Annotated in this window: 9 protein-coding genes; 7 read left to right on the top strand and 2 right to left on the bottom strand. The window is 62.6% G+C overall.

The genetic code is table 11. The annotated features are described in order from the left end of the window. Positions 1-173: 173 nt before the first annotated feature. Both E4662_RS07960 and E4662_RS07955 read left to right on the top strand, forming a co-directional pair. Positions 174-2,174, top strand: a complete 2,001-nt coding sequence (locus tag E4662_RS07960) for an acetyl-CoA carboxylase biotin carboxylase subunit (RefSeq protein ID WP_136440993.1) — start codon at positions 174-176, stop codon at positions 2,172-2,174. 147 nt (positions 2,175-2,321) lie between these two features. Then, positions 2,322-2,843, top strand: a complete 522-nt coding sequence (locus E4662_RS07955) for a hypothetical protein (RefSeq protein ID WP_136440992.1) — start codon at positions 2,322-2,324, stop codon at positions 2,841-2,843. A 1-nt stretch (position 2,844) separates the two neighbouring features. Here E4662_RS07955 and E4662_RS07950 read toward each other — a convergent pair whose 3' ends face one another. Then, positions 2,845-3,453: a DUF4174 domain-containing protein gene (locus tag E4662_RS07950; protein ID WP_420819259.1), complete on the bottom strand. Its 609-nt coding sequence runs from the start codon at positions 3,451-3,453 to the stop codon at positions 2,845-2,847. Positions 3,454-3,487: 34 nt separating this feature from the next. Between E4662_RS07950 and E4662_RS07945 the strand changes: the two genes are divergently transcribed. Next, positions 3,488-4,423 (top strand): hypothetical protein, encoded by a 936-nt coding sequence (locus tag E4662_RS07945; RefSeq protein ID WP_136440991.1) that lies wholly within the window; start codon positions 3,488-3,490, stop codon positions 4,421-4,423. Further along, positions 4,386-6,518, top strand: a complete 2,133-nt coding sequence (scpA, locus tag E4662_RS07940; protein WP_136440990.1) for a methylmalonyl-CoA mutase — start codon at positions 4,386-4,388, stop codon at positions 6,516-6,518. The genes E4662_RS07945 and scpA overlap by 38 nt, the downstream gene beginning before the upstream one ends. A gap of 79 nt (positions 6,519-6,597) precedes the next feature. On the opposite strand, the gene E4662_RS07935 is transcribed toward scpA, so the two are convergent. Beyond that, on the bottom strand, positions 6,598-7,932 hold the full coding sequence (locus tag E4662_RS07935; RefSeq protein ID WP_136440989.1) for an aspartate aminotransferase family protein: 1,335 nt from the start codon (positions 7,930-7,932) through the stop codon (positions 6,598-6,600). A 137-nt stretch (positions 7,933-8,069) separates the two neighbouring features. On the opposite strand from E4662_RS07935, the gene E4662_RS07930 reads away from it, so the two are divergent. The 3 genes from E4662_RS07930 (at position 8,070) to E4662_RS07920 (ending at position 12,247) form a co-directional block, all read left to right on the top strand. After that, positions 8,070-9,032 (top strand): TAXI family TRAP transporter solute-binding subunit, encoded by a 963-nt coding sequence (locus tag E4662_RS07930; RefSeq protein WP_136440988.1) that lies wholly within the window; start codon positions 8,070-8,072, stop codon positions 9,030-9,032. 142 nt (positions 9,033-9,174) lie between these two features. Further along, positions 9,175-11,808, top strand: coding sequence for a TRAP transporter permease (locus E4662_RS07925; protein WP_136440987.1), 2,634 nt, complete (start codon positions 9,175-9,177; stop codon positions 11,806-11,808). Positions 11,809-11,821: 13 nt separating this feature from the next. Beyond that, positions 11,822-12,247 (top strand): universal stress protein, encoded by a 426-nt coding sequence (locus tag E4662_RS07920; protein ID WP_136440986.1) that lies wholly within the window; start codon positions 11,822-11,824, stop codon positions 12,245-12,247. The last annotated feature ends 101 nt before the right edge of the window (positions 12,248-12,348 follow it).

Genomic DNA, 12,348 nt, shown 5'->3' with positions numbered 1-12,348 from the left:
CTGTCCCCAAACGGCCCGCCCGGCACCTTCTTTCCCAGACCCCGCACACAAAGGCCGCTTTGCGCGCCGGGTCTTTGCACATCCAATCACACGCATTCAGCCTGTCAGGCCCGCCTGATCACCGGCTGCAGCAACACGCCCCTGCGGGGCCAACAGAAGAAGAGAGGACAGACATGTTCGACAAGATCCTGATCGCCAACCGCGGCGAGATCGCGTGCCGGGTCATCAAGACCGCACGCAAGATGGGCATCAAAACCGTTGCGGTGTATTCCGACGCGGACAAGAACGCGCTGCATGTCGAGATGGCTGACGAGGCCGTGTACATCGGCCCGCCCCCGGCGAACCAGTCGTATATCGTGATCGACAAGATCATGGACGCGATCAAGCAGACCGGTGCGCAGGCGGTGCATCCGGGTTATGGCTTCCTGTCGGAAAACCCCAAGTTTGCCGAGGCTCTGGAAGCCGCTGGCGTGGCGTTCATCGGGCCGCCGAAAGGGGCGATTGAAGCCATGGGGGACAAGATCACCTCCAAGAAGATCGCGCAGGATGCCGAGGTTTCGACCGTGCCGGGCTACATGGGCCTGATCGAGGACGCGGATGAGGCGGTGAAGATCTCCAACGAGATCGGCTATCCGGTGATGATCAAGGCCTCCGCTGGCGGCGGCGGCAAGGGCATGCGGATTGCCTGGAACGATCAGGAAGCGCGTGAGGGGTTCCAGAGCTCGAAGAACGAAGCGGCGAACAGCTTTGGCGATGACCGTATCTTCATCGAGAAGTTCGTGACGCAGCCGCGACACATCGAAATTCAGGTACTCTGTGACGCCCATGGCAACGGCATCTGGCTGAACGAGCGCGAGTGCTCCATTCAGCGCCGGAACCAGAAGGTTGTCGAAGAGGCGCCGAGCCCTTTCCTTGACGAAGCCACCCGCAAGGCGATGGGCGATCAGTCCGTGGCGCTGGCCAAGGCCGTGGGCTATGCCTCTGCCGGCACCGTGGAATTCATCGTCGACGGTGACAAGAACTTCTACTTCCTCGAAATGAACACCCGCCTGCAGGTGGAACACCCTGTGACCGAGCTGATCACCGGTGTTGACCTTGTGGAGCAGATGATCCGCGTCGCCAACGGCGAGCCGCTCTCGATCACGCAGGACGATGTGAAGATCAACGGCTGGGCGATTGAAAACCGCCTTTACGCGGAAGACCCGTATCGCGGCTTCCTGCCGTCGATCGGCCGTCTGACGCGCTACCGTCCGCCTGCCGAAGGTGAGCTGGGCGAAGGCATCGTGCGCAACGACACCGGCGTCTATGAAGGCGGCGAGATCAGCATGTATTACGACCCGATGATCGCCAAGCTCTGCACTTGGGGTGAAACCCGCGAGGCGGCGATCGAAGTGATGCGCAACGCGCTCGACAGTTTCGAGGTCGAAGGCATCGGCCACAACCTGCCCTTCGTGGCGGCGGTTATGGATCACCCCAAGTTCATCTCGGGCGACATGACCACGGCGTTCATCGAAGAGGAATATCCTGAAGGGTTTGAAGGTGTTGACCTGGGTGAAGACGCTCTGCGCCGGATTGCGGCTGCTGCGGCGGCGATGAACCGCGTTGCCGAAATTCGCCGCGCGCGGATTTCCGGGACGATCAACAATCACGAGCGCCGCGTCGGCGAAGACTGGGTTGTGTCGGCGGCGGGGCAAAGCTGGCCGCTGAGCATTGCTGCGGACAAGGATGGCTCTGACGTGACCTTCGAGGACGGCGCCAGCTTGCGTGTCGAAGGGGACTGGACGCCGGGTGACAGCCTGGCCCGGATGACCGTGGACGGCGGGCCTCTGGTGCTGAAGGTGGACAAGATCACCCACGGGTTCCGCATCCGCAGCCGTGGCGCGGACATGAAAGTGACCGTGCGCAGCCCGCGTCAGGCGGAACTGGCCGCGCTGATGCCGGAGAAACTGCCGCCCGATACCTCCAAGATGCTGCTCTGCCCGATGCCGGGTCTGATCGTGAAGGTCGACGTCGAAGTGGGCGACGAGGTTCAGGAAGGTCAGGCGCTCTGCACCGTCGAGGCGATGAAGATGGAGAACATCCTGCGCGCCGAGAAGTCCGGCAAGGTTTCCAAGATCAACGCGGCAGCGGGCGACAGCCTCGCGGTTGATGACGTGATCATGGAATTCGAATGATGCCAGCGCGGGCGCATAAAGGGCAGGGGGGCGGTTCGGCGAATGTCCGGACGGCTCTGCTGCCGCGCGCCCGTATTGCAGGCGTGCAAACCTTTCCGCAAGGTTTTGCCGCTAGACCTTTGAGCGATACGCCCGAAGGGATGAGTGATGGTAAGTCTGGCCCTGCGCCGAGCCTTGTTGTGTGTGGCGGCGCTCACGATGCTGACGGCATGTCAGCTCGACACGGAGGAAGAGGCGCGGCGTCTGGTGGCGCCGTGGGTCTTCCTTGCGGAGACAGAGGTGTTTCACTCCGAGGCGAATTGCACCGTGGCGCGGTTTGCCACGATCTCCCCGGACGTGCGGCGCTCGAAAGGGCCGGTGCTCGTCGAAGGGGTGCGGGAATCGATCCCATTTCTGGAGGAAAAGCAGGTTGTGGCCTACGCCTTGCCGGGCCTGTCGCCGAACCAGATTTCCGAACAGCTGATGTCGATCAACCTGTTCAAGGGCCTGGGTCTTTTGTCCAGCTTCGTCAGCCCGGGCAAGAACTGCATGGACGAGACCTTTGCCTCGGACGCATTCCAGGTGCTAATGTCGCCGGACACGACGCTGATCTACGATCCGGTGAATTACGCGCTGGTGCTGCTCTACCGGCCTTTGAACAAGGCGTTTCTGGTGCGCACCAAAAGCTGAGTTATTGCGCGGCCGCTTCGCGCCGCAAAACGTCCCGGCGATCGCGGATTTCCTGCTGGCGCAGCGGCAGCTTGTCGATGGAGCGGCTGATCTCGCGCACGTCCCACGGGGCGGGTTTGCGGATGACGATTGTGCCATCCTTGGCCAGCACCACCAGCATGAAGCCACGCGGGCGCAGCTTGCGGCGGATGTCCGTGCGGGCTGCCGGATCTGTATCGGTGATCACCACAACATCGCGCAGCACAAGCGCATCCATGCGCTCTTCGATCAGCTCCATCTGTTCTATGAACCGCGGATCGGCGGGGTTGTCCGCGAACACCAGAACCGGACGTTTCTGCCAGATCCAATCGTCCAGCGCGGTCTCTTCCGCGCTCAAAACAGGCGGGTCGGGCAGGGCATCTTCGGCGGCGCGCAGCGCTCCGGAGGTCGCCAGCGCCAGTGTCAGCGCCGAAAAGGCGATTTGCAGCAAGGCTTTCATACTGTCAGATATAGGGTGGCGCAGGGTCTCTGCACAGCCCCAGCCCACCGCTGACCACGAAAATTTTAACGTTAACCGGATCGTGACGCGCCCGTGGCTTTGTAGCCCGCGCTGGCGCAGAGGCCGGATCATGGGGGTTCGGCACGCGCGGCGCGGCGGTTTGCCCATGGACGTCATTTTGCATATCGGAGCCCATCGGACCGGCTCCACCAGTTTTCAGCATTTCCTGCGCGACCACGCCGGGGCATTGGCGCGGCATGGGATCGGGTACTGGGGTCCGGGGCGCACGCGCAAAGGGCTGCTGCATGGCATCCCCGATGAGCCGCTGAGCGCGGCGCAGGCGCGGCGCGGAAACGGACGTGTGCGCTTGAACCTGCAAAGCACAGCGGGGCGCGGGGTCGAGACACTGATCGTGTCGGATGAGAATATGCTCGGCACGCCGCGCTGTTGTCTGCGGGCGGAAGAGCTCTATCCCGATGCCGGTATGCGCATCGCCCGGCTGAACGCGGCCTTTGCGCCGGTGCGGCGCGTGGTTCTGCGGGTGCGCAGCCTTGATCAATGGTGGGCCTCGGTCATGGCGTTCCTGATCCCGCGCGGCGCAAGCCTGCCCGATCCGTCCCGGCTCAAGGCCATTGCGGGTGGCGCACGGACATGGCGGCATGTGATCACCGAGCTGGGCTGTGCCTGCCCGGAGACGGAGATCGTGGTCTCGCCTTTCGAGCGCAACAGTGGCCGTCCGGACCTGATGTTTCGGGAGGTGACGGGCTCAAACTGGCCGCTCTCCCGCCCTGTGGAAGACCTGCGCCTGAACGCCCGTCCGACCCTGCCGCACCTGCGGCGCATGCTGGAAGAACGCGGCGAGGATCCGGGGCGTCTGCCCATGGGCACCGGCCGCTGGCACCCGTTTACCGAAGATGAGGCCGCGCGGCTGCGCGAGGCTTATGCGGACGATCTGTTCTGGCTGCGTGCCGGGGCGGATGGTCTTGCCCGACTGACAGAGGACCCAGAGCCCGCGAAAACGGCGAAAACGCTGATCGCCGGGCTTGATAAGAGAGGATATCGACATGACAGAGCTGCCCGAAAACTGGCGCCAACTCGCTGAAAAGGAACTGCGGGGGCGTCCGCTGGACGACCTGACCTGGGACACGCTGGAAGGCCTGCCGGTCAAGCCGCTCTACACCGCCGAGGATATCGAAGGCCTGCCACAGATTGGCGAGCTGCCGGGCTTTGGCCCCTTCACGCGCGGTGTGAAGGCGACGATGTATGCGGGCCGTCCCTGGACGATCCGTCAGTACGCCGGTTTCTCGACGGCGGAGGAATCCAACGCGTTTTATCGCAAGGCTCTGGCCGCCGGTCAGCAGGGTGTTTCGGTTGCGTTCGATCTGGCCACGCACCGCGGTTATGACAGCGATCACCCGCGCGTTGTGGGCGATGTGGGCAAGGCTGGCGTTGCGATTGACAGCGTCGAAGACATGAAGATCCTCTTTGACGGCATCCCGCTCGACAAGGTTTCCGTGTCCATGACGATGAACGGCGCGGTGATCCCGGTTTTGGCGAACTTCATCGTCACCGGCGAAGAGCAAGGCCATGACCGCTCGGTGCTCTCGGGCACCATTCAGAATGATATTCTGAAAGAGTTCATGGTGCGCAACACCTACATTTACCCGCCGACCCCTTCGATGAAGATCATCGCGGACATCATTGAGTACACCTCGAACGAGATGCCGAAGTTCAACTCGATCTCGATCTCCGGCTATCACATGCAGGAAGCGGGTGCGAACCTCGTGCAGGAACTGGCGTTCACGCTGGCGGACGGCAAGGAATACGTCAAAACCGCCATGGCGGCGGGTATGGACGTGGATAAATTCGCGGGCCGTCTGAGCTTCTTCTTCGCCATCGGCAAGAACTTCTTCATGGAAGCGGCGAAGCTGCGCGCGGCGCGGATGCTCTGGCACCGGATCATGACCGAGCTGGGCGCGAAGAGCGACCGCTCGAAGATGCTGCGCACGCACTGTCAGACGTCCGGCGTGTCCCTGACGGAGCAGGACCCGTATAACAACGTGATCCGCACCGCTTACGAGGCGATGAGCGCAGTTCTGGGCGGCACGCAGTCGCTGCACACCAACGCTCTGGACGAAGCCATTGCCTTGCCGACGGAATTTTCGGCGCGTATCGCCCGGAACACGCAGCTGATCCTGCAGGAAGAGACCGGCGTGACCAAGGTGGTCGATCCGCTGGCGGGCTCATACTACGTCGAAAAACTGACCCATGATCTGGCCGAGGCGGCGTGGAAGATCATCGAAGAGGTCGACGAGATGGGCGGCATGACCAAGGCGGTCGAGAGCGGCATGCCGAAGCTGCGCATTGAAGAAACCGCTGCGCGTCGTCAGGCCGAGATTGACCGCGCCGAAGACGTGATCGTCGGGGTCAACAAGTACAAGCTCGAGAAAGAGGACGAGCTGGACATTCTGGACATCGACAACGCCAAGGTGCGTGATGCGCAGGTGGCACGTCTGGCAAAGATCCGCGCCGAACGGGATGAGGCTGTTTGTCAGGCGGCGCTTGACGAACTGTCCCGGCGCGCGAATGAGGGAGGGAACCTGCTCGAGGCGGCTGTGGAGGCAGCGCGGGCCCGGGCCTCTGTTGGAGAAATCAGCATGGCGATGGAAAAGGAATTCGGGCGTCACCGCGCCGAGGTCAAGACTTTGGCAGGCGTCTATGGTGCGGCCTATGAGGGCGACGAAGGCTTTGCCGCGATCCAGAAGGCGGTTGAAGACTTCGCCGAGGACGAAGGCCGCCGCCCGCGTATGCTTGTGGTCAAGATGGGCCAGGACGGCCATGACCGCGGCGCGAAGGTGATCGCAACGGCCTTTGCCGACATCGGTTTTGACGTGGACGTCGGTCCGCTGTTCCAGACCCCGGCCGAAGCCGCGCAGGACGCGATCGACAACGACGTGCACGTGATCGGCATTTCCTCGCAGGCGGCGGGCCACAAGACACTCGCACCGCAGCTGGTTGAGGAACTGAAAGCGCAAGGCGCGGGGGATATCATCGTGATCTGCGGTGGGGTGATCCCGCAGCAGGACTATGAGTTCCTCTACAACGCCGGGGTGAAGGCGATCTTTGGCCCGGGGACCAACATCCCGGACGCGGCGCAAGATATTCTGAAGATCATCCGCGAGACGCGCTCTCTCTGAGGGTTTCGGATCTCAAATGCGATCCGACCGGTGGCCGCGCAGCTATGCTGCGCGGCCCTTTTTTCTATAGAGGCCGTGCCTAGAGCCCGACCGCCTCAAAGGCCGCGCCCAGCTTTTCGGTGATCTCATCCGCGTGGCTCTCTGTCATGATGAACGGCGGGGCGAGCAGAATGTGGTCGCCGGATTTGCCGTCGATGGTGCCGCCCATCGGGTAGCAGATCAGACCGGCCTCGAAGGCGGCTTTCTTCAGTTTGGCGTGGGTTTTGAGGGACGGGTCCAGAGGGGCCTTGGTCTCGCGGTCCGCCACAAGCTCCAGCCCGAGGAACAGTCCGCGCCCGCGAATGTCGCCAACGTTCGGGTGCTGCCCAAACCGCGCGGTGAGCCGTTCGCACAGGCCCGCGCCCATCGGGTTTACGCGGGAGACGAGATCGTCATCGACCAGCCGTTGCAGGACCGCAAGCCCGGCGGCGCAGGCGGTGGGGTGGCCGATGTAAGTGTGGCCATGCTGGAAAAAGCCGGAACCCTGTTCGATGGCGTCGTGGATGGTCTTGGAGCAGAGCATCGCGCCCAGCGGCTGGTAGCCCGCGCCAAGCCCCTTGGCCACGGCGCAGATGTCCGGCGCGACGCCGTCCTGATCGCAGGCAAAGAGCGTGCCGGTGCGACCCATGCCACACATCACCTCGTCGAGGATCAGAAGGATGCCGTGGCGGGTGCACAGCTCGCGGATGCGCTTGTAATAGCCCGAGACCGGCGGCACCGCGCCCATGGTTGCGCCGACCACAGGTTCGGCCACGAAGGCGAGGATGGTTTCCGCGCCGTGCCGGGCGATTTCATCCTCCAGTTCGGCGATCAGCCGGTCACAGTATTGCGCTTCGCTCTCGCCTGCCGCCTGCCCGCGATAGGCGTAGCAGGGGGAGACATGGCTGACGTCGATCAGCAAGGGTGCAAAGGGCGCGCGCCGCCAGGCATTGCCGCCCGTGGCCAGAGCGCCGAGCGTGTTGCCGTGGTAGCTCTGCTTGCGGGCGATGATGCGGGTGCGTTCGGGCTGGCCGATCTCGATCACGTATTGGCGGGCCAGTTTGAGCGCCGCTTCCATCGCTTCCGAGCCGCCGGAGACAAAGTAGACGCGGTCCAGACCGGCGGGGGCATGGGCGATCAGCTTGTCCGCCAGCGCCTCGGCCGGTTCGGATGTGAAAAAGCCGGTATGGGCAAAGGCGAGCGTGTCGAGCTGGCTCCGGATCGCCGCCGTCACCGCCTCATCGGAATGTCCAAGGCAGGATACCGCCGCACCGCCGGAGCCATCGAAGTATTTTTTGCCATTTTTGTCAACAAGATAAGGGCCATCGCCATGAGAGACCATGGGCGGCGGGGCCTTGGAATTGCGCGGAAAGACGTGTGAGGAGCTGGTGGACATTACGTCAACTTCTTTTCAGGGGAGAATCTTCTGAACCAAGGTTGCCACAGGTTCGAATCCCGGTTCTACTGCGAAAACCGACTCTCAACGTCGAAAACGACGCGAACGAAAAAAGAGTGAACACTAGGGAGTAAATCATGAAACATTTCGTACTCGGCGCCGCGGCTGCGGCCAGCATGGCATTTGGCGGCGCGGCCTCCGCCCAGGAGTTCATCTCCATCGGCACCGGCGGCGTGACCGGCGTGTACTACCCTACAGGTGGTGCGATCTGCCGTCTTGTCAACAAGTCGCGCAAGGAGCACGGCATCCGCTGCGCGGTCGAATCCACCGGTGGGTCTGTCTACAACATCAACACCATCAAGGCCGGTGAGCTGGAATTTGGTGTGGCACAGTCCGACTGGCAGTACCACGCCTACAACGGCACCTCGAAATTCGAAGGCGATGCGGCGTTCCCGGATCTGCGCGCGGTATTCTCCGTACACGCGGAGCCGTTTACGCTGATCGTGCGCTCTGACAGCGACGTGGCCAAGTTCGAAGACCTCAAGGGCAAGCGCGTGAACGTCGGCAACGCCGGGTCCGGTCAGCGCGCGACCATGGAAGTGGTCATGGACGCCTACGGCATCGGCATGGACGATTTCGCCCTGGCGACCGAGTACAAAGGCTCGGAAATGGCGACGCAGCTCTGCGACGGCAACATTGACGCGATGATCTACACCATCGGTCACCCGGCGGCGGCGATCAAGGAAGCCTCCACCACCTGTGACGTGAAGCTCGTGGACGTGGTCGGCGCGCCGGTTGAAAAGCTGGTGGCGGACAACCCCTACTACCGCGTGGCGACGATCCCGGGCGGCATGTATGACGGCAACCCGGACGATGTGACCACCTTCGGTGTGGGCGCGACCTTCGTGACCACGGCGACGCTGTCTGACGACGTGGTTTACGTGGTGGCCAAAGGCGTGATGGAAAACATCGACGACTTCAAGCAGCTGCACCCGGCGTTCGCCAACCTCGACCCGGCGCAGATGGTCAAGGACGGCCTGTCCGCCCCGCTGCACCCGGGCGCAGAGAAGGCGTATAAAGAACTGGGCCTGATGGACTGATCAGGTTTGGCGCGGCGGCATGGAAACTTGCCGCCGCGTTTTGGTTTTGAGGCCAAATGTTTTTGAAAACATTTGCAAAACTCGCAGGCGAGTTTTGGGCGCTCCGGTCAGGCCGGGTTGAGCGCGCGACAGGGGGTATGACATGACACAAACAGCCGATATGGAAAAATCTGCCGACGATATGGTGGCCGAGGCGGACACCGGCGCGCGCAATCCGGCCGCAGCCTGGCAGGCCAAACTGATCGTAGGCACCTGTATCGCCTGGTCGCTCTTCCAGCTCTACATCGCCAGCCGCATTCCCGGCATGGTGGCCGAGACCACCGGCATGAGCATTTTCGCCAACATCGTGGCGCAGGCCCGGTTTGTGCACCTCGCCTTTGCTATCCTCTTGGCAACGCTGGCCTTTCCGCTGACCTCCAGCGCGCCGAAGGACCGCATTCCAGCCTATGACTGGGTGATCGCCGGGCTGGGCGTGGCGGCCTGTCTTTATCTGGTGGTCTTCCGCTTTTCGATTGCGGACAGGCCCGGATTGTGGAGCACGACGGATATTGTCATGTCGGCCACCGGCATGGTCGTTCTGATGATTTCGGTCTACCGCTCGCTCGGTCTGCCGCTGGTGATTATCGCGTCGATCTTCATCGCTTTCGCCTTTTTCGGCGGCTATTCGGAGTGGGCGCGGAACATCACCAACTATGGCGGTTCTTCGCTGTCAAAGGCGCTGGGCCACTACTGGATGCAGACCGAAGGGGTCTTTGGCGTGGCATTGGGGGTTTCGACCTCGATGATCTTCTTGTTTGTTCTGTTCGGGGCTTTGCTGGACCGGGCCGGGGGCGGCAACTGGTTCATTCAGGTCGCCATCGCTTTGCTTGGCGCGCTCAGGGGCGGGCCGGCGAAGGCCTCCGTTCTCAGCTCGATGATGACCGGCATGATCTCGGGCTCTTCCATCGCCAACACGGTGACAACCGGCACCTTCACCATCCCGCTGATGAAGCGTATCGGCTTTCCTGCAGAGAAGGCGGGCGCGGTTGAGGTGGCCTCGTCGACCAACGGCCAGCTGACCCCGCCGGTGATGGGGGCTGCGGCCTTCCTGATGGTGGAATACGTCAACATTCCCTACATCGACGTGGTCAAACACGCCTTCCTGCCTGCCGTGATTTCCTACATCGCGCTGCTCTATATCGTGCACCTTGAGAGCCTGAAGATGGGCCTCAAGGGGCTGGAGAAACCGGGGCGGAAGATCGGCGTTCTGATGATCCTGATCCTCTTCCTGTCCGGCTTCCTGACACTGGCGATCTGTGCTTTCCTGATGGTTGGCCTGCGCGCGGTGCTTGATCCGGTCATGGGCGACAGCATCTATGCGGCGGTCGCCGTGGTGGCGGTGCTCTACCTCGTCCTTCTGAAAATCGCGGCGGGTCTGCCGGAGGTGGAAGTGGACGATGATCCCAACGCTCCGCCGAAAGCGCCGCGTCTGACGCCGACGCTGATTGGCGGGCTCTACTTCTCGCTGCCGATCTTCATCCTTGTGTGGAATCTGATGGTGCGGACGGAAAACCTTGACCGTCTGTCGCCTGCTTTGTCTGCCTTCTGGGCAACGATCTTCATGATCATCATCTCTCTCACCCACCGCCCGCTGAAAGCGATGTTCCGGGGTGAGAACGTGGGCGCAGAGGCGCGCGCGGGCTGGGGGGATTTTGTCGAAGGGCTGATCCTTGGCGCGCGCAACATGATCGGGATCGGCGTTGCGACCGGTGCTGCGGGCATCATCGTCGGGACGATCTCGCTGACCGGCGCGCATCAGGTCATCGGTCAGGTGATCGAGGTGATCTCCGGTGGCAACCTGATCATCCTGCTGATCCTCGTGGCGGTGCTCTCTCTGATCCTCGGGATGGGCCTGCCGACCACGGCGAACTACATCGTGGTTTCGTCCCTGATGGCCCCGGTGATCATCTCCGTGGGCGCGCAGGCGGGGCTGATCGTGCCGCTGATCGCGGTGCATATGTTCGTGTTCTACTTCGGGATTTTGGCGGATGACACGCCACCCGTGGGCCTTGCGGCCTATGCGGCGGCGGCGATTTCGCGCGGGGATCCGATCAAGACCGGTATTCAGGGCTTTGCCTATGACATCCGCACCGCGCTGCTGCCGTTCCTGTTCATCTTCAACACCGATTTGTTGCTGATCGACGTGGGGCCGATGAAGGCGGTGATGGTCTTCTTTGTGGCGCTCTTGGCGATGCTGCTCTTTGCGGCAGCGACGCAAGGCTATTTCATCGCGAAATCGAAGGTCTGGGAGACGGTTGTGCTTCTGGTGATTGCCTTCACCCTGTTCCGGCCGGGCTTCTGGCTTGATCAGGTGACGGACAAGTACCAGGTGGCTGAGGGCTCTGCAGTGATCGAAGCCATGAGCGGTGTTGCGGAGGACGATGCGCCGGTTAGGCTTATCGTGACCGGGCCGGACTTTGACACCGGTGAGCCGCGCAGCACCACGGTGGTGGTGCCGAGCGTTGCCGGAGATGGCGAGGCTGCGCTGACCGCGCAGGGGCTTTCGGTGATCGAGGAAGACGGCAAGCTGCTGCTCGACGAGCCGTTCCCGGGCACGCCGCTGTTTGAGACGCTGGGGCTGGAGTATGACTACTACGGCGACACCCCGGTGCATGTGGAGCGGGCGGAGATCGAGAACGAGCGTATGCCGAAGGAGATCTTCTTCCTGCCCGCGCTGCTGCTTCTGGCCGGGATTGTCCTGATCCAGCGCCGCCGCGCCACGCAACCGGCTTTCTGAGGAGGAGTGCCTGATGTTTGAGAAAATCCTGCTCGCCGTCGATCTGAACCAGTCCAAGGGCAAACGCCGCACGCTTGATGCGGCGTGCCAGCTGGCGCAGGTCAACAACGCGGAACTGCATGTGCTCAACGTGGTGCCGGACAGTGGCATGGCCATGGTCGGCGCGGCGCTGGGGCCGGAGCTTGCGCAGAAGATCCTGGACGAGGCGGAGGCGCAACTGAAAAGCTGGGCCGCCGAGAACCTGCCAGACGGCGCGGCGGCGGATCTGCACGTGGCCAAGGGCAACATCTACGACACGATCATTCGCACCGCGAATGAGATTGGCGCGGATGCCATCGTGGTGGGCGCGCACCGTCCTGAGTTGCGTGATTACCTTGTTGGCCCGAACGCGGCGCGGGTGGTGCGCCATGCCAACCAGTCGGTGTTTGTCATTCGGTAAGGCTTTGCCCGCCTGCACATTTTCTGCACAGGTCATGCACCCTGTCTGACCGGTTTTCCTGCGAGGGTCGCCTCATAGGAAAACCAAAAAGACGAGGGACC

It is taken from the genome of Pacificoceanicola onchidii (genome assembly GCF_004804335.1).
GTDB classification, from domain to species: Bacteria; Pseudomonadota; Alphaproteobacteria; order Rhodobacterales; family Rhodobacteraceae; genus Pacificoceanicola; species Pacificoceanicola onchidii.
The sequence above is the reverse complement of the archived record's forward strand: the minus strand, read 5'-3'. Positions and strand labels throughout refer to the sequence as shown.